Genomic DNA, 16342 nt, shown 5'->3' with positions numbered 1-16342 from the left:
CGCTGAAGCGGACACCCACCTGTACGGACGGGAGCGACGGAGTACTCAACGGGCGGCCAAGATTCTTCGGAATAGCGCGCGGGCGGGCGCGGTTGTCGCGGGCACATGGCCTGAGCCGCCGCCTCCCGAAGGGCAGGAATCGCGACATGAGCAGCACGGTCGAGCTGACCAAGGAGAACTTCGACGAGATCGTCCCCGGCCAGGAGGGCAAGGATTTCGTCTTCATCGACTTCTGGGCGGCCTGGTGCGGCCCGTGCCGGCAGTTCGCCCCGGTCTACGAGAAGGCAGCCGAACGCCACTCGGACCTCGTCTTCGCGAAGGTGGACACCGAGGCGCAGCAGGAGCTTGCCGCCGCCTTCGGCATCCAGTCCATCCCGACGCTGGCGATCATCCGCGAGGGCGTGCTCGTGTTCTCGCAGGCGGGTGCGCTGCCGGAGGCCGTCTTCGAGGATCTGATCGGTCAGGCCCGGAAGCTGGACATGGCCGAGGTGAAGCGCAAGGTGGCGGCGGAGCAGGACGGCGGTCACGAGGTCTGACGGGTTCCGTCCGATGATCTGACGGACCGACGGTTTCCGCGACGGTAGGCCCGGGGTGACGATGCCCCCCGGGCCCGTCGGCATGCGCGCGGCGGGCATGACAGGCGGCCGTTAGCGTGGGCCCGTGCACCCGGCCCGGCGTGAGCCCGTGGACCGGGCCCGGCGTGGGCCCGGCGCGGCGTCTCAGCCCCGACGAGGCAGGTCCGACGGCTCGGCCCCGGGCGCCAGGCGGGCCGCGAGGCCGTCGAGGAGCAGGCGCAGGGCGAGTTCGAAGCCGCGCTCGTCCAGCCCGGGCGCGCCGGTGCCCGGCCCCCCGCGTCCGGCGGAGGCCTCCAGTGCGCCGGCGAGGGCCGGGTAGCTGGGGCGGTAGTCGGCGGCGGGGCTGCTGAAGCCCGCGCTGAAGGTCTCCAGGGCGGAGCCGAGCACCAGGTAGTCGAGCGCCGCGGCGGCCTCGGCGGCGTCGGCGGGCGCGAGGCCGGCCCGGCCGAGGGCGGCGAGCAGGGTGTCGTAGCCGAGCAGCTGGCGTTCGGCCCCGACCCGGCGGCGGGCGAGCAGCGCGATGGTGTTGGGGTGGCGCAGGAAGGCGGCACGGTAGCCGCGGGTGTAGGTGGTGATGCCGGCCCGCCACCCGGTGCCGTCGGTGCCGGTGAGCGGGCCGAGGTCGATCTCGGCGTTGACCAGTTCGGCGAGCCCGTCGATCAGCTCGTCCTTGCCGCTCACGTGGTTGTAGAGGGAGGCCGCCTTCACGCCCAGGCGGTCGGCCACGGCGCGCATGGTGAGGCCGTCCGGGCCGTGCTCGTCGACCGTGTCGAGGGCGGCCCTGGCGATGATCTCCCTGCTCAGCAGTGCCCTGCTCGGTCGTCCCACGCCTGTCGCCCCTCGCTGCCGGCCGCGTCGCCCACGGTGTCCGGCTCACGTTATTACAGCCCGGTCTCGGCTCTTCCGCTGCCCCGGGGCGACGCGTTACCGTCCCGGACTAACAAAGTTAGTTTTCCATGGCGGCCCTCCCCGGGCCAGCCGCGGACGACGGCAAGGTGGACGCCCCATGACCGAGCACCCCCCAAGATCCCGGATCTCCCAGGCCCCCGGCTCAGGCACCGGGGCCTCGCCGGCCTCGGCCCGCGCGACGGACACCGGCGCCGACCGAGGCCCCCGCGCAGGCGCAGGATCCGCCACCGACGCCGAGCGGCTCGCCGCGCTCGGCTACCGGCAGGAGCTGCGCCGCAGCCTGGGCGTCCTCGGCAACATCTCGATGGGCTTCGCCGTCGTCTCCCCCGTGGTCGGCCTCTACGCGGTCAGCCAGGTCGGCATCGGCGTGGCCGGCGGCGCCTGGGTCTGGGCGCTCCCGGTCTGCCTGCTCGGCCAGATGCTGGTGGTGGCGGTCTACTCCGAACTCGCCTCCCAGTGGCCGCTGGCCGGCGGCGCCTACCAGTGGAGCCGGCGCCTCGCCGGGCCGACCTTCGCCTGGCTGACCGGCTGGATGTGGCAGTTCGCGGTGATGTTCGCCAACACCACCGTCGCCTACCTGGCCTCGCCCTGGTTCTTCGCCCTCTTCGGGCTCACCCCGACGCCCGTCCAGCTGGTGCTGGTCTCGGCCGCGTTCATGCTGGCCTGCACGCTGGTCAACGCCTACGGCATCAACCTGCTGCGCCGGTTCGTCTCCCTGGGCATCGCCGCGGAGGCCGTCGCCTCCGTGCTGGTGGGCTTCGCGCTGCTGCTCTTCTTCCGGCAGCACGGCTTCGGCCTGCTGACCGACCTGCTGGACGCGCCCGCCACCGCCGGGGTCTCCACCGGGGCGGCGTTCCTCGCCGTGGTCGCCGTCGGCGGCTGGGCGTTCATCGGCTTCGACGCCTGCGTCTCCACCGCCGAGGAGACCAAGGACGCCGCCCGGCAGGTGCCGCGGGCGATGTGGTGGGCGCTGCTGAGCGTCGGCGTGGTGGTCATCCTGAACGCCGTCGCCGTCGAGCTGGCCCACCCGGACCCGGCCGCCGTGGTCCACGGCGAGGACCTCGACCCGGTCACCACCGCGGTCACCGCCGGGTTCGGCGACTGGTCGGCGAAGCCGTTCGTCGTGGTCGTCCTGGTCTCGTTCACCGCCTGTCTGATGGCCTCGCAGGGCGGCGCCGCACGCGGTCTCTACTCGCTGGCCCGCGACGGCGTCTTCCCGTTCTCCGCCCGGGTCCGCCGGGTCAACCGGCACAAGGCTCCGATCGGCGGGCTGGTCGCGGCCACCCTGGTCAGCTCGGCCGCGCTGCCGCTGGGGCTGGAGTCCACCGCGATGGGCAGTCTGATCACCTTCGGCACGGCCGCCACCTTCCTGCCGTTCTTCCTGCTCAGCCTGGCCGCCCTGCTGGCCCGGCTGCGCGGCGCCTGGCGGCCGTCCGGCGCCGTCTCGTACGGGCCCGCCGGGACGGTGATCAACGCCCTCGCGGTGCTCTGGACCGGCCTGGAGGTGGTCAACATCTGCTGGCCGCGCACCATCCTCGCGCCGCCCGGCGCACCCTGGTACCAGGTGTGGGCCGCCGTGCTCGGCGTCGGCCTGGTCACCCTGGCGGGCCTCGGCTACCTGCTGGTCCGCCGTCCGCAGCGGCTGATGCACGGGCCCGGAGCGGGGGACGCGCCCGGCGAACGGTCGGGTGACGCGGACGAACCGGCGCCGGCGGTGCACTGACGGGGGCAGGGCACCGGCCGGGGGCCGGGACGGGGGCCGGGACGGGGGCCGGGACGGGGGCCGGGACGGGGGCCGGGACGGGGGCCGAGGGCCGGGACGGGGGCAGGGCACCGGCCGAGGGCCGGGACGGGGGCAGGGCTCAGCAGGATCGGACCGCCGGCCTGACCGGCCTCAGGACGCTAGGGCTCGGGCGCGTCCTCGCTCCACCCGGTGAGCCGGGCGGCGAGGGCGCGCACCTCCGTGCGCAGGGCGTCCGGGGTACGGACGGTGAACGGCCAGCCGAGGCCGGCCAGCATCACCGCGCAGCCGGCGAGGTCCTGGGCCCGGGCCCGCAGCAGGACGCGGCCGTCCCCGGTCTCGGCGAGGCTTCCGGCCGTCGGCGGGATGCGGTGCCGGGCCTCGGCCAGGGTGGTCGTGAGCACCACCTCCACCTCGTGCGTCCACGGCACCGAGCCCAGCGACTCCATCACCCGCTGGACGGCATCGAAGCCCTCCGGCGGTTCGAAGCCGGCCTCGCCAAGCTCGGCGGCCTCGATCCGGTCCAACCGGAAGGTGCGCAGCTCGCCGCTGCGGTGGTCCAGCCCGGTGGTGTACCAGCGGCCGGAGTGGAAGACCAGCCCGTACGGGTCGAACTCGCGCTCGCCGGCCGCACCCGCGCGGTTCCGGTAGGCGAGCCGGACGCGGCGCCGGCGGCGGGCCGCCTCGGCGAGCGTGAACAGCGCGGCCGTGTCCGGGCTCGGGCCGGCCGCGGGCGCCGAGGTCAGCCCGAGCGTCTGCTCGACCGCCGCGACCCGCTCACGCAGCATCGGCGGCAGCACCCGCTGGATCTTGGCGAGCGCCGACTCGGCGGCCTGCTCCCCCACCGACAGCCCCGAGCGGCGCCCGGCCAGCAGCCCGAGCACGACGGAGGCCGCCTCGTCCCCGGTGAGCATCAGCGGGGGCAGCCGGAAGCCGGGCATCAGCCGGTAGCCGCCGTAGCGGCCGCGGTCGGCCTGCACCGGGATGCCGAGACCGGCCAGCCTGGCCGCGTACCGGCGCACCGTGCGCTCGTCCACGCCCAGCCGCTCGGCCAGCTCGGCGCCGGTGAGGCCGGGCCGGGCCTGGAGCAGCTCCAACAGGGCGAGGACGCGGCTGACCGGGTGGTCCATCGACACTCCTTCGATCCGGCCGGTAAATCCGGTCGTGTTCTGTCCGGATTCGATCCTAGGGTCGGCGTAGCGAGGTCGGCGTAGCGGCGGGCGGAGTGTGACGTCGTCGGTTCGCCGACCGCCTTGCACCGCAAGGAAGCAAGGACGGCAGGGAAGCAAGGACGGCAAGGCCGCCGAGTAAGCAAGGCCGCCACCGCCGGAAAGAGCCGTCGGCACAGTGCTGACGGCGAAGTTGCCCGGAGAGGACCGATCCACCATGAGCACCTTCGTACTCGTCCCCGGTTTCTGGCTCGGGGGTTGGGCCTGGGACGCGGTCGCCGAACCCCTGCGCGCGGCCGGGCACACCGTCCATGCGGTGACCCTGACCGGTCTCGCCGAGCGGGCGGGCGAGGCCTCGCCCGGGGTCGGCGCGGAGACCCACATCGCCGACCTGACCGACCTGCTGACCGGGGAGGACCTCCGGGACGTCGTGCTGGTCGCCCACAGCGGCGGCACGATCGCCGTCTCCGGCGCGGCCGACAGGGTCCCCGAGCGCATCCGCCGAGTCGTCTTCGTCGACTCCGGCCCGCTCGACGACGGCGTCGCGCTGAGCGACCTCTGGGAGCCGGCCTACCGCGAGACGCTGGAGGCCTCAATGGTCGACGGGTGGCGGCTCCCACTGCCGGCCTGGGACGTGCTGGCCTCCGGCGGGGCCGGCGTGGAGGGGATCGACGAGGCCGGGCTGGCCCGGTTCCGTGAGCTGGCAACCGACCAGCCGGCCCGGACGGTCAGCGAACCGGTGCGGCTGGCCGGCCGGGCCGCGAAGCTGCCGAAGGCCCTGATCTCGTGCTCCATCCCGCTGGAGCAGGTCCGGGCGATGATCGCGGCCGGCCACCCGTACTTCGCGGCGCTCGGCGGTCCGGAATGGGAGCTGCGGGAGGTGCTGACCGGCCACTGGCCGATGTTCTCCCGGCCGGCCGAGACGGCGGCGGTGCTGGCGGAGCTTGCGGAGCTCCCGACGGCCTGAGGCGTTCGAGGCTGCCGCCCGAGGCCGTCCGGCCGGGTCAGACGGCCGCGCGGCCGGGCGGGTCGGGCGGGCCGGTCCCCCGGGGTGCAGCCCCGGCTTGTCTCCGGGGGCCCTGGATCTGTGCCGAGAGCGCATCGTCCGCGTGTTCGGCTGCGCCGAGCGGGCGAATCGTCGCAGGATGGGCACGGCGTCGGCACCCGTCCGGCGCCGACCCACCGACAGCGAGGGCGAGCCCGCGATGAGCCAGAACCCGACCAGTTCGACCGTCAGTGCAGACGTGGACGGGAGTACCGCGCCGGGCGCCACGCAGGACGACGCGCAGGCCACCGCCCCCGAGTTCCGGCGGGTCACCACCGCCCTGGTGACCGGAACCTCCGCCGACGCGCCGTTCCATGTGGACGTGAAGGCGGGCACGCACCCGCTGACCTCCGACGAGCCGGTGCGGCGCGGCGGTTCGGACAGCGGGCCGGAGCCGTTCGCCCTGCTGCTCGCCTCGCTCGGCTCCTGCACCGCGATCACCCTCCGGATGTACGCGGAGCGCAAGGAGTGGCCGTTGGAGTCCGTCCGGGTCAGGCTCGGGTACGAGACGGACGGGCGCAACGGCCGGATCACGCGCCGGGTCGCACTCAGCGGCGCGCTCGACGACACCCAGCGCACCCGGCTGCTCGACATCTGCGAACGCACACCCGTCACCCTCGCCCTGCGCGCCGGGGTGGCCATCGACACGACGGAGGACCACGCGTGACGACCACTTCTTCCGCCTCTTCTTCCTCCTCGGCCGCGCCCGAGGAGTACGACGTCATCGTGGTGGGCGCCGGACCCACCGGCGAGAACGTGGCCGACCGCACCGCCGCCGCCGGCCTGCGCACGGTGATCGTGGAGAGCGAGCTGGTGGGGGGCGAGTGCTCGTACTGGGCGTGCATGCCGAGCAAGGCGCTGCTGCGGCCGGTCGCCGCGCTGGCGGGCGCCCGGGCGGTGGCGGGAGCGCGCGAGGCCGTCGGCGGCCGGACGCTGGACCCGGCCGCGGTGCTGGCCCGGCGTGACTCGTTCACCTCGCACTGGCAGGACGACGGCCAGGTGAAGTGGCTGCGCGACACCGGCATCGAGCTGGTCCGCGGCCACGGCCGGCTGGCCGGGGTCCGGACCGTCACCGTCGAGGCCGAGGACGGCAGCGAGCGGGTGCTCACCGCCCGGCACGCCGTCGCCGTCTGCACCGGCAGCCGGCCGGTGCTGCCGCAGGCCGTTCCCGGACTGGCCGAGGCCCGCCCCTGGACCAACCGCGAGGCGACCGGTTCGCCCACCGTTCCCGGGCGGCTCGCGGTGGTCGGCGGCGGGGTGGTCGGCGTGGAGATGGCCACGGCGTGGCGGGCACTCGGCTCCGACGTGGTGTTGCTGGTCCGCGGCGACGCGCTGCTGCCCCGGATGGAACCGTTCGCCGGCGAGCTGGTCGCCGAGGGTCTGCGGGCAGCCGGGGTGGACGTGCGGTTCGGGGTCTCGGTGGCCTCGCTGGAGCGGGTGGACGGCCCGGGGGCCGACGACTCTCACGTCACTGTGGTGCTGGCGGACGGCGAGCGGCTCACCGTCGACGAGGTGCTGTACGCCACCGGCAGGGCGCCGCGCACCGCGGACGTCGGCCTGGAGCAGGTCGGCCTCAAGCCAGGCTCCTGGCTGGACGTGGACGACAGTTGCACGGTGCTCGGCGTGGCCGCCTCGGACGGCTCGGGCGCCTCGGGCGGCTCGGGCGGCCCGGGCGGTGCCTGGCTGTACGCGGCCGGGGACGTCAACCACCGTGCGCTGCTCACCCACCAGGGCAAGTACCAGGCGCGGATCGCGGGCGCCGCCATCGTGGCGCGCGCCCAGGGGCGGCCGCTGGACACGTCGCGCTGGGGCGCGCACGCCGCCTCCGCGGACAGCGCCGGTGCGCCGCAGGTCGTCTTCACCGAGCCGGAGGTGGCGGCCGTGGGCCTCACCCTGGACGCCGCCGAGCGGCTGGGCCTTCGCGTCACGGCGGTCGACCACGACCTCGGCGCCGTCGCCGGCGCCTCGCTGTACGGCGACGACTACCGGGGGAAGGCCAGGGTCGTCTTCGACCTGGACCGGGAGGTGCTGGTCGGCGCCTGTTTCGTCGGCCCCGGGGTCGCGGAGCTGCTGCACTCGGCCACCGTCGCGGTGGTCGGCGAGGTGCCGATCGACCGGCTCTGGCACGCCGTGCCCGCGTACCCCACGATCAGCGAGGTCTGGCTGCGGCTGCTGGAGGGGTGCCGGGGCTGAGGAAGGCGTCTCGCCGCGTGCGGCGGGTACCGGCGCAGGGCGGTCACCGGCACGGACCCGTCACCGGCGCAGGACGGTCACCGGCACGGACCCGTCACCGGAACAGGACGGTCGCCGGCACGGACCCGTCGCCGGCGCAGGACGGTCGCCGGAACAGGGCCGTCGCCGGCGCGGACCCGTCACCGCCACCGGGCCGTCACCGGCGCGGCGAGATGTGCCCTCGGGTGGACGGCGGGACACTGGCCGGTGGAGGGGGTGCCCGGAGGGGGGCCGTTTCACCGACCAGGTGGTGTGTGGCATGACCGAGGTGCTGTTGGCTGTCGGAACCGAGAAGGGCCTCTTTCTCGGCCGCAGTCGCGACCGGCTGAACTGGGAGTTCAGCGGGCCGCACTTCCCGATGAACGCGATCTACTCCGTCTCGATCGACCGCCGGGCGGGGAACGTCCGGCTGCTGGCCGGCGCCGACAGCAGCCACTGGGGCCCGTCGGTCTGGCGCTCGGACGACCTCGGCGCGAGCTGGTCCGAGCCGCCCAAGCCCGCCATCCGCTTCCCCGAGCACACCGGCGCCTCGCTCACCCGGGTCTGGCAGCTCCAGCCGGCCGGCGACGAGGCGCCCGGGGTCGTCTATGCGGGCACCGAGCCCGCCGCGCTGTTCCGCTCCGAGGACGGCGGCGAGACCTTCGCCCTGGTCGAGTCGCTCTGGGCGCACCCGCAGCGCTCGGAGTGGGGCGCCGGCTACGGCGGCCAGGGCCTGCACACCGTCCTCACCGACCCGCGCGACGCCGGGCGCCTGCTGGTCGCCGTGTCCAGCGGCGGGGTCTATCGCAGCAAGGACGGCGGCGGAAGCTGGGAGCCTTCCAACACCGGCCTGCGCGCGGAGTTCCTCCCCGAGGAGAACCAGTACCCCGAGTTCGGCCAGTGCGTGCACAAGATCGCCCGCGACGCCGTCAACCCCGACCGCCTCTACCTGCAGAACCACGGCGGCGTCTACCGCAGTGACGACGCGGGTGCCAGCTGGCAGTTCGTCACCGACGGCCTGCCCGCCGACTTCGGCTTCGCCGTCGCCGCGCACCCGCGCCGCGCCGACACCGCCTACCTCTTCCCGCTCGGCGGCGCGGACGACCGGATCCCGCCGGACCGCCGCTGCCGCGTCTTCCGCACCGACAACGGCGGCGACAGCTGGCTCCCGCTCAGCAAGGGCCTCCCCGGTGAGGACCACTACGGGGTCGTGCTGCGCGATGCCCTCCGCACCGACGACGCCGAGCCGGCCGGCATCTACTTCGGCAACCGCAACGGCGACGTCTTCGGCAGCCCCGACGAGGGCGAGAGCTGGTCCCTGCTCACCTCCCACCTGCCGGACGTGCTCTGCGTGCGGGCGGCGGTGGTCGGTTGAGGCCAGGGGCGGAGTCCAGCGCGGGTCCGGCGCGAGTCCGGGGCGGGTACGGGGGCCGGGTACGGCCGAGGACGCGCCTGCCGACGCCCCGGCCCGCACCCGGCCGGGAGCCCGCCCGCCATGCGGGACACCGCCCCGGAGCCGTACCCGCGCGACGGTCTCACCGCGCTGTCGCACGAAGCCTTCGCCTCCGGGGCCCGCCGGAAGCCCGGCTGCGCCACCTCGGCTCCCGTTCGCGGCTTCGGCTCCCTCGGCCCGCTCGGTAACGGCCCGGGCGAGCAACCCGGTTGATCCCGAGACGGGCCACCGCCGAGCATGGCGGGTGGACGGTTGCCCTCGGAGATCGGACGGACGGCATGGCGGAGAAGGAAACTGACTGGGAGTTCGGGCGCGACATCGACGGCCTTCCTGTGGTGCGGTTCCTGCGCGGTGAGCGGGAGGGGCGGCCCTGGGCCAGCCTGCTGGAGGCCTTGGCGCCGGGCCAGGCCGGCGGCGCTGCCGTCAGTGCCGCCGATCCGGTGGAGTTCGTGCTGGCCTCCATGGCCGGCTGGATGGTTACCTGTCCCGTCGAGTTCGGCGAGCGGCTGCGCGGCCGCGGGGCGGCCGTGGTCCGCCACGGCCACAGCATGCACCGGGACCTCACCGGTGATCCTCCTTCCGTCGGCTGGGCCGCGTGGGCGCGGACCCCGCTGCGGGACGGGTTCCGCGCGGTGCCGTGCGATCGTGACGCCGGGACGATGCTGGCGGCGTGCCGCACCGCCTTCGGCCCGGGCCACCCGGACCACCGGCCCACCAGTGACGAGCAGCTTCGGGAGGAGCTGCGACGCGTCCTCTCCGGAGAGGTCATCGGGCCGCTGCTGCCGGCCGGCTCCCTGGTGGTGGACGACGAGGACGAGGTCGTCGGCGGCCTCGTCCTGACCGACTTCGACGGCGTGCCGTGGGTCGCGAAGATCTTCCGCCACCCGGAACGCAGTTACCCGGGCCTCGGCCGCGAGCTGCTGCACCGCTGTTTGGGCGACCTCGCCGGCCACGGACGCACCGAGGTCGGACTGGCGGTCACCGAGGGCAACCCCGCCCGGCGCCTGTACGAATCGCTCGGCTTCCGGGTGACCAAGTCCACCCTGACGGTCGCCGTCCCCTGAGCCCCGCCGCCAGGCCCGAGACCGGGCCGCAAGCCGGGCCCCGCCGCGGCCGCCCGCGGCGCACAGCCCGGGAGCCCCGCGCCCCTCAGCCCCACCGCCCCATGGCCCGGGAGCCCCACCGCTCCATGGCCCCGGAGCCCCGGAGCTCCGGCCGCCGAAACGGGCTGCCCGGTCTACGGGTGGGCCAGCTCCAGGACCGCGATGCCGGCCAGGACGATGGCACTGGCGGTCATCCGCAGCCGGCCGAGGCGCTCGCGGAAGACCACCGTGGCTATCAGCGCCGCGATGACGATGCTCGTCTCGCGCAGGGCGGCGATGCTCGCCAGATTGCCCCGGGACTGCGCCCAGACCACCAGCCCGTAGGCGGTCAGCGAGAGCACCCCGCCGGCGAGCCCGACCCGCACCACCGAGCCGCTGACCCCGGCGAACAGGCCCCGCCCGCGCCGGAGCCGGACGATCAGGGCCAGGCTCGGCCCCTGCAGCAGGAAGAGCCAGGCGACGTAGCCGCCCACCGTCCCGGCGTGCCGCACGCCGCTGCCGTCCAGCACGGTGTACGCGGCGATCATCACGCCGGTACCGGCGGCCGCCCCGAGCGCGGGCAGCTGCGCCCGCCCGGGTATCCCCTTGGCGAAGGCGAGCCCGATCAGGCCGGACGAGATCACCAGGACGCCGAGCAGCTGCCCGCCGCCGAGGCCCTGCCCGAGCAGCGTCACCGAGAGGAGTGCCACCAGCATCGGCGCCGAACCGCGGGCGATCGGGTACATCTGCCCGAAGTCCCCGAGCTGGTAGGCCCGGAGAAGCAGGATCTGGGCCGTCACCTCCGTCACCACCGAGGCGATGAGGAACGGCCAGGACTCGGCGGCCGGCAGCGGACAGAGCACGACCAGGACCACCGCGCAGGCCGTGTAGGCGAGGTTGATCAGGGCGAAGCCGACCAGCTTGTCCTGGATCCGGTGCGCCAGCCCGTTCCAGACGGCGTGCAGGACCGCCGCGGCGAGGACGGCGACGGGCACGGCCGCCGCCGACCCACCGCCCGGCAGCGCGAGCGCGATCTCGGGCATGGCAAAGCTCCCTCCAGCAGGTCCGGAACCAAGTTCCACGCTACAGTAGATCCATGGAAGACCGTTCCGATTTTTCTCCCCTGGAATCCCAGCTGGCCGCCCACATCCGCGCCCACCTCGGCGAGCTGCGCGGCACCGAGGCCCGCGTCGCCCAGGTCGTCCTGGACCGGGGAGCCGACCTGGTGCACCTGAGCGTGAGCGACGTCGCCGAGCTGGCCGGCACCGCGTCCTCGTCCGTGGTGCGGGCCTGCCAACGGCTCGGGTTCCGCGGCTACCAGGAGCTGAAGATCGCGGCCGTCCGGCAGGCCCCGGCCCCGACGCCCTCCCCCGACGACCGGCGGGACCCTGCCGCCCGGGCGCTCGCCGACACCGTCCGGGCCGCCCGCGAGGCGCTCGACGGGATGGCCACCACCCTCGGCGCGGACGACCTGCGGGCCGCGGCCGAGGCGCTGGACGCCGCCCGCCACGTGCTGCTCGTCGGCGCAGGCCTCTCCGGCGCGGTCGCCCTCGACGCCGCCTACCGCCTGCGCGCCCTCGGCCTGCTGGTCGACGCCCCCGCCGACCCGCTCACCGCCCAGCTCGCCGCGGCCCAGCTGCCGCCCGCCGCGGCCTGCCTGGTCGTCAGCCACACCGGCGCGACCCAGACGGTGGTCGACACCGCCCGCTGCGCCCGTGAGGCCGGCGCGGCCGTGATCGCCCTCACCAGCTACGCCCGCTCCCCCCTCACCGAGCTGGCCACCCACACCCTCGTCGCCGGCGGCCAGGACCTCGTCTTCGGCCTGGAGACCACCGCCAGCCGCATCGCCCACCTGACCGCGGTCGACGCGCTGACGCTCACCCTGCTGGCGCGGAGGGGGGAGGCGGCGGAGCGGGCGCTCACCCTGTCGGCGGACGTCGTGGCCGACCAGTTGTACTGACCGCGGCGGGCAGGGCCACCGCGCGGCCGGGAAATGCCGGGCCGGACGGTCAGAGGTGGTGTGTAGGCTCGCGGACATGGCGAGGGTGACGCGGGACGATGTGGCGAGGGCGGCGGGGACGTCTACCGCAGTTGTCAGTTATGTGATCAACAACGGGCCGCGGCCCGTGGCGGCGGCGACCCGGGAGCGGGTGCTGGCGGTGGTCGAGGAGCTCGGGTACCGGCCGAACCGGGTCGCGCAGGCCATGGCCCGGCGGCGGACCAACCTGATCGGCATGGTCGTCCCGGACGCCCGGCAGCCGTTCTTCGCGGGGCTCGCGCACATGGTCGAGCAGGCCGCGGCCGAGCGCGGCCGGCTGTTGCTGATCGGGAACTCGGACTACGCGGACGAGCGCGAGGCCCACTACATCCGGGCGTTCCTCGGGATGCAGGTGGACGGCCTGATCCTGGTGACGCAGGACCCGGCCGTACCCGGGGTGTCCGGGGTCGACGCCGGCGACGGCACGCCGGTGGTGCTGCTGCACCACCGGGCGGAGACCGAGAGCGGTGTGGCCGTCGTCGCGGACGACGAGGGCGGGGCGCAGGAGGTGGTGCGCCACCTGCTGGCGCACGGCCACGCCGGGGTGCACTGCTTCGGCGGCACGTTCGCGCTCAGCCACAACGACCCGGTGACCGCCCGGACCGCCGGGTGGGCGGCCGCCCTCGCCGAGGCCGGTCTGCCCGCCGACGGGCACCTGACCCCGGCACCGTTCGACCGCGTCCGGGCGCACGCCGAGGCGCGCGCGCTGCTGAGTCGCCCCGACCGCCCCTCGGCCGTCTTCTGCGCGACGGACGACCAGGCGATCGGCCTGCTGCGGGCCGCCGACGACCTGGGCATCCGCGTCCCGGAGGACCTCGCGGTCGCCGCCTTCGACGACATCGCCGAGGCCGTCATCGCCGGACCGCCGCTCACCACCGTGGCCGCCGCCCAGGACGAGATGGCACGCGCCGCCGTCGACCTGGTGCTGCAGGCCCGCGCGGACGAGGAGCCCGCCCCGGCGGGCGCGCGGACGTTCCCCACCCGGCTGGTGGTCCGCCGCTCCTGCGGCTGCACGCCGGAAGGCGGCTGATCCGGGGCGAACGGGCGAGCCGCGCCCCTCGGCTGCCCGGGCGGCGTGGCCGTCGGCGGGTCGGACCGGCAGCGACCCCCGGCCGGGGCGGGCGTATGTCAGGGCGAATGATCACGCGTCGATCCCGTTCCGCACCCCCGCGAAAGGCGCACGCATGGACACCACCACCGCCAAGAGCCACATCTTCGCCATGCTGGACGTGGACGGGGACGGCGTCATCTCCCGGCCGGAGTACCTCGCCCGACCCGGGCGCGCGGCGTCGGCACTGGGCCGGGACCCGGATGGGTGGTCCGAGGGGGCGGCGTGGGTCGGCACTGCCCCCGGCGGGCTGCGCCGGCCCACCGGGGGGGTCATCCGCGGGCGGCGTCCCAGACGGCGCTGGTCCCGAAGTAGGAGTCGTAGAGCTCCTGGACCTCCAGGAGGCTCTCCGGCGGCACCTTGCCGTAGCGGATGCGCTCCAGGTGGCGGAAGTACTCGAAGCGCTCCACCCCGGGCGTGATGATGACGAGCATGTCCGCGATCTCGCCGGGGGCGGCGGCGAAGGCGTGCTGCATGCCGGGCGGTACGACGACCACGTCGCCGCGCTCCGCGGTGACCACCTGGTCGCCGGAGAGCAGTTGGGCGGTGCCGTCGAGGACGTAGAACATCTCGGCGGACTTGCCGTGGCGGTGCGGACGGGCGCCGTTCGCACCCTTGCCGAGGGTGACCCGCATGGTGGAGAGCGCTCCGCCGGTGGCCGGGCTGTCGACGAGCAGCTGGTTGGTCACCGGGCCGCCCGCGCCCGTCAGCTCGGCGTCGGCGGCGCGCACGACGACGGTCTCGTCGAAGTCGGGGATGAAGAGGGACATGACTCGCTCCTGAACTCTTGACCACGCCGAACGTACGTCAACAGAAGTGCGGGTGTCAGTCCTTACGGCCCGTCACGGCGACGGTCACCCCGAGGCCGATCATGGTGAGCCCGCCGACCCCGCCGACCAGGGCGAGCCGCTGCGGCGAGCGGGCGAACCAGCTCCGCGTGGTGGCCGCGACCAGCCCCCACAGGCTGTCCGAGACCACGGCGATGACGTTGAAGATCAGGCCGAGCAGCAGCATCTGCACCGCGACGTGGCCCCGGTCTCGGTCCACGAACTGCGGGAGCACGGCGGCGAAGAACACCATGGTCTTGGGATTGGCCACGCCGACGGCGAACCCCTCCCACAGGGTGCGCAGGCTGCCGTGCGCGGGGCCCTCACCGGTGAACACTGCCTGCAGCGAACCGCGTTGCCGAACCGCCTTCACACCGAGGTGGACCAGGTACGCGGCGCCGACCAGCTTCAGCCCCGTGTAGACGAGGACCGAGCGCTCCACCACCGCCCCGACCCCGAACGCCACGGCCACGACGAGCACGTAGGCACCGAGCGTGTTCCCCACGACCGTGGTCAGCGCGGCCCGGCGCCCCTGCGCCAGGGCCCGCCCGATCACGAACAGCACACTGGGGCCGGGGATCACGATCAGCAGGAAGGACATGGCCGCGAATGCCAGCAACCGGTCGGTCGACACCATGCGCCCCATGTAAGCACGGGGCCGTTCCCGGCCACAGCGCTTTTCCGCCACGACCCCGGCCCTTGATGCAACCCGCAGGTTGCACCTGCCGTGACTATGTGCAACCCTGGAGTTGCACCTACTGGCAGCAACGGAGGAGCCCCTCATGAGCAAGGACCGGATCGAGCGCGACATCCTGATCGAAGCACCGGTGGAGCGGGTCTGGCCGCTGGTGGCCCAGCCCGGATTCTGGGTCGCCGACGAGGCGAGCCTGCCCGGCACCGTGGCGAAGGAAGGCGAGTCGATGGTGGCGAGGAACGCCGAGTACGGCGACTTCCCCGTGCGGGTGGAGAAGGTCGAGCCGCCGACCTACCTGGCCTACCGCTGGGCCAGCGCCTTCCCCGGCGAGGACCTGCGCGCGGACAACAGCACCCTCGTGGAGTTCACGCTGGTGCAGGAGGGCGACAAGACCCGGCTGCACGTCGTGGAGAGCGGGTTCGTGGCGCTGGCCGGCTCCGAGGACCTGCGCAGCAAGGCCCTGAAGGACAACACGGACGGCTGGCCGCAGGTGCTGGACGCCTTCAAGAAGCGCGTCGAACAGTCGTCGGTGTGACCGGCGAACACTCCGACGCCACAGAACGGGCCGACCAGGCGGAGCCCGTCGACAGCGTGCTCACCGCGCTGGCCGACCCGACCCGGCGCCGGCTGCTCGACTTGCTCGCCGCCCACGGCGAGGCCAGCGCGACCACCCTGGCCGATCAACTCCCCGTCTCGCGGCAGGCCGTGGTCAAACACCTCGCCGTGCTGGACGCTGCGGGCCTGGTCACCGGCGGCCGGGCCGGCCGCGAGGTCCGGTACACCGTCCGCCCGGCCGCCCTGGACGCGACCGCGCGGTGGATGGCGGCGCTGGCCACCGACTGGGACCGGCGGTTGGCGGCCATCAAGCGCGTCGCCGAGGCGGCGGAGCGGGAGGCGCGCCGCGACGGCGACCCCGAGGCGTGAGAGGCGCCGGGGCGTGAGAGGCGCCGGGGCACAGCCCGCGCCGGTGTGCCGTCATCGCGCGTGCCTCGCGCGGTGGCGGCGTACCGCGTCCCGGTTGGCGCAGCGGTGGGAACAGTAGCGCTGCCGCCCGGTGCGGGTGGTGTCGGCGAAGATCGTGGTGCACTCGGTGACCGCGCAGCGGCCGAGGCGGTGCATGCCCCGTCCCACCAGGTGCAGCGCGGTGCCGACGGAGATAAGTGAGCAGAGCAGCCGGCCGAGCGACTGCCGGTCGTCCCGGTAGTGCAGGTGCCAGCCGTCGCCGGAGTGGTCGGTCAGCCTCGGGTGGTCGGAGGCGGAGGCCAGCATCCGGTTGAGCAGTTCGGCGCGGTCGTGCTCGTCGTCGGCGTCGACGACCTTCTCCCAGGTGTCCAGCGCTGCCGCCGTGCGCTCCAGGTCGGTCGGCGCGGGCGGGGCGGGCCCCCCCCCCCCCGCCCCCCCCCCCCCGGGGGCGCGCGGCGCCGCCGCGGGGGGGGGGCGGGGGGGGGGGGGGGGGGGCCCGGTAAAGGCGGCCCACCCCGGAAAGGTTT

Annotated in this window: 18 protein-coding genes; 12 read left to right on the top strand and 6 right to left on the bottom strand. The window is 74.7% G+C overall.

Annotated elements, in window-relative coordinates; genetic code table 11:
* The first annotated feature begins 146 nt into the window (after positions 1–146).
* Positions 147–536, top strand: coding sequence for a thioredoxin (trxA, locus tag ACZ3YO_RS03090; RefSeq protein WP_396319063.1), 390 nt, complete (start codon positions 147–149; stop codon positions 534–536).
* 183 nt (positions 537–719) lie between these two features.
* Here the strand turns inward: trxA and ACZ3YO_RS03085 are convergent, their stop codons facing one another.
* Entirely contained in the window at positions 720–1403 is a 684-nt protein-coding gene (locus ACZ3YO_RS03085; protein WP_465564037.1) for a TetR/AcrR family transcriptional regulator, read from the bottom strand.
* Between the two features lie 178 nt (positions 1404–1581).
* Between ACZ3YO_RS03085 and ACZ3YO_RS03080 the strand changes: the two genes are divergently transcribed.
* Positions 1582–3207, top strand: coding sequence for an APC family permease (locus ACZ3YO_RS03080; RefSeq protein ID WP_465564034.1), 1626 nt, complete (start codon positions 1582–1584; stop codon positions 3205–3207).
* Positions 3208–3386: 179 nt separating this feature from the next.
* Here ACZ3YO_RS03080 and ACZ3YO_RS03075 read toward each other — a convergent pair whose 3' ends face one another.
* On the bottom strand, positions 3387–4355 hold the full coding sequence (locus ACZ3YO_RS03075; protein ID WP_465564031.1) for a helix-turn-helix transcriptional regulator: 969 nt from the start codon (positions 4353–4355) through the stop codon (positions 3387–3389).
* 256 nt (positions 4356–4611) lie between these two features.
* Between ACZ3YO_RS03075 and ACZ3YO_RS03070 the strand changes: the two genes are divergently transcribed.
* From ACZ3YO_RS03070 to ACZ3YO_RS03045, 6 genes are all read left to right on the top strand, one after another.
* Positions 4612–5361 carry an alpha/beta fold hydrolase gene (locus tag ACZ3YO_RS03070; protein ID WP_465564028.1) on the top strand — a complete coding sequence of 250 codons (750 nt, stop codon included), beginning with the start codon at positions 4612–4614 and terminating at the stop codon, positions 5359–5361.
* A 178-nt stretch (positions 5362–5539) separates the two neighbouring features.
* Entirely contained in the window at positions 5540–6106 is a 567-nt protein-coding gene (locus ACZ3YO_RS03065) for an OsmC family protein (RefSeq protein ID WP_465564025.1), read from the top strand.
* Positions 6103–7632: a dihydrolipoyl dehydrogenase family protein gene (locus tag ACZ3YO_RS03060; RefSeq protein WP_465564022.1), complete on the top strand. Its 1530-nt coding sequence runs from the start codon at positions 6103–6105 to the stop codon at positions 7630–7632. Before ACZ3YO_RS03065 ends, ACZ3YO_RS03060 begins: the two co-directional genes overlap by 4 nt.
* Positions 7633–7930: 298 nt before the next feature.
* The gene (locus tag ACZ3YO_RS03055) at positions 7931–9025 is read left to right on the top strand and encodes a WD40/YVTN/BNR-like repeat-containing protein (RefSeq protein WP_465564019.1); all 1095 of its coding nucleotides are present in this window, start codon (positions 7931–7933) and stop codon (positions 9023–9025) included.
* A 120-nt stretch (positions 9026–9145) separates the two neighbouring features.
* On the top strand, positions 9146–9316 hold the full coding sequence (locus ACZ3YO_RS03050; protein WP_465564016.1) for a hypothetical protein: 171 nt from the start codon (positions 9146–9148) through the stop codon (positions 9314–9316).
* 65 nt (positions 9317–9381) lie between these two features.
* Positions 9382–10167, top strand: a complete 786-nt coding sequence (locus ACZ3YO_RS03045; RefSeq protein ID WP_465564013.1) for a GNAT family N-acetyltransferase — start codon at positions 9382–9384, stop codon at positions 10165–10167.
* 173 nt (positions 10168–10340) lie between these two features.
* On the opposite strand, the gene ACZ3YO_RS03040 is transcribed toward ACZ3YO_RS03045, so the two are convergent.
* A complete protein-coding gene (locus ACZ3YO_RS03040) occupies positions 10341–11228 on the bottom strand; it encodes an EamA family transporter (protein WP_465564010.1) in 888 nt (295 codons plus the stop codon).
* A 53-nt stretch (positions 11229–11281) separates the two neighbouring features.
* On the opposite strand from ACZ3YO_RS03040, the gene ACZ3YO_RS03035 reads away from it, so the two are divergent.
* Positions 11282–12145, top strand: a complete 864-nt coding sequence (locus tag ACZ3YO_RS03035; RefSeq protein WP_465553816.1) for a MurR/RpiR family transcriptional regulator — start codon at positions 11282–11284, stop codon at positions 12143–12145.
* Positions 12146–12221: 76 nt separating this feature from the next.
* Complete coding sequence (locus ACZ3YO_RS03030) at positions 12222–13253, top strand: LacI family DNA-binding transcriptional regulator (protein ID WP_465553814.1); 1032 nt, start codon at positions 12222–12224, stop codon at positions 13251–13253.
* Between the two features lie 350 nt (positions 13254–13603).
* On the opposite strand, the gene ACZ3YO_RS03025 is transcribed toward ACZ3YO_RS03030, so the two are convergent.
* Together ACZ3YO_RS03025 and ACZ3YO_RS03020 are read right to left on the bottom strand one after the other, a co-directional pair.
* Complete coding sequence (locus tag ACZ3YO_RS03025) at positions 13604–14101, bottom strand: cupin domain-containing protein (protein ID WP_465564005.1); 498 nt, start codon at positions 14099–14101, stop codon at positions 13604–13606.
* 55 nt (positions 14102–14156) lie between these two features.
* On the bottom strand, positions 14157–14804 hold the full coding sequence (locus tag ACZ3YO_RS03020) for a LysE family translocator (RefSeq protein ID WP_465564002.1): 648 nt from the start codon (positions 14802–14804) through the stop codon (positions 14157–14159).
* 136 nt (positions 14805–14940) lie between these two features.
* On the opposite strand from ACZ3YO_RS03020, the gene ACZ3YO_RS03015 reads away from it, so the two are divergent.
* Both ACZ3YO_RS03015 and ACZ3YO_RS03010 read left to right on the top strand, forming a co-directional pair.
* On the top strand, positions 14941–15387 hold the full coding sequence (locus ACZ3YO_RS03015; RefSeq protein WP_465553808.1) for an SRPBCC domain-containing protein: 447 nt from the start codon (positions 14941–14943) through the stop codon (positions 15385–15387).
* Complete coding sequence (locus ACZ3YO_RS03010; protein ID WP_465563997.1) at positions 15384–15776, top strand: ArsR/SmtB family transcription factor; 393 nt, start codon at positions 15384–15386, stop codon at positions 15774–15776. Before ACZ3YO_RS03015 ends, ACZ3YO_RS03010 begins: the two co-directional genes overlap by 4 nt.
* A gap of 51 nt (positions 15777–15827) precedes the next feature.
* On the opposite strand, the gene ACZ3YO_RS03005 is transcribed toward ACZ3YO_RS03010, so the two are convergent.
* Positions 15828–16342: CGNR zinc finger domain-containing protein (locus tag ACZ3YO_RS03005; RefSeq protein WP_465563994.1), on the bottom strand; the 515-nt coding region annotated here is incomplete at its 5' end.

This window comes from Kitasatospora sp. NPDC022785 (assembly GCF_055561295.1).
This window is presented reverse-complemented; position numbering and strand designations above follow the sequence as displayed.

Coding starts and splice junctions, on each gene's coding strand:
- trxA (WP_396319063.1), top strand. CDS start 147: ATGAGCAGCACGGTCGAGCTGACCAAGGAGAACTTCGACGAGATCGTC.
- ACZ3YO_RS03080 (WP_465564034.1), top strand. CDS start 1,582: ATGACCGAGCACCCCCCAAGATCCCGGATCTCCCAGGCCCCCGGCTCA.
- ACZ3YO_RS03075 (WP_465564031.1), bottom strand. CDS start 4,355: ATGGACCACCCGGTCAGCCGCGTCCTCGCCCTGTTGGAGCTGCTCCAG.
- ACZ3YO_RS03070 (WP_465564028.1), top strand. CDS start 4,612: ATGAGCACCTTCGTACTCGTCCCCGGTTTCTGGCTCGGGGGTTGGGCC.
- ACZ3YO_RS03065 (WP_465564025.1), top strand. CDS start 5,540: ATGGGCACGGCGTCGGCACCCGTCCGGCGCCGACCCACCGACAGCGAG.
- ACZ3YO_RS03055 (WP_465564019.1), top strand. CDS start 7,931: ATGACCGAGGTGCTGTTGGCTGTCGGAACCGAGAAGGGCCTCTTTCTC.
- ACZ3YO_RS03050 (WP_465564016.1), top strand. CDS start 9,146: ATGCGGGACACCGCCCCGGAGCCGTACCCGCGCGACGGTCTCACCGCG.
- ACZ3YO_RS03045 (WP_465564013.1), top strand. CDS start 9,382: ATGGCGGAGAAGGAAACTGACTGGGAGTTCGGGCGCGACATCGACGGC.
- ACZ3YO_RS03040 (WP_465564010.1), bottom strand. CDS start 11,228: ATGCCCGAGATCGCGCTCGCGCTGCCGGGCGGTGGGTCGGCGGCGGCC.
- ACZ3YO_RS03035 (WP_465553816.1), top strand. CDS start 11,282: ATGGAAGACCGTTCCGATTTTTCTCCCCTGGAATCCCAGCTGGCCGCC.
- ACZ3YO_RS03030 (WP_465553814.1), top strand. CDS start 12,222: ATGGCGAGGGTGACGCGGGACGATGTGGCGAGGGCGGCGGGGACGTCT.
- ACZ3YO_RS03025 (WP_465564005.1), bottom strand. CDS start 14,101: ATGTCCCTCTTCATCCCCGACTTCGACGAGACCGTCGTCGTGCGCGCC.
- ACZ3YO_RS03020 (WP_465564002.1), bottom strand. CDS start 14,804: ATGGGGCGCATGGTGTCGACCGACCGGTTGCTGGCATTCGCGGCCATG.
- ACZ3YO_RS03015 (WP_465553808.1), top strand. CDS start 14,941: ATGAGCAAGGACCGGATCGAGCGCGACATCCTGATCGAAGCACCGGTG.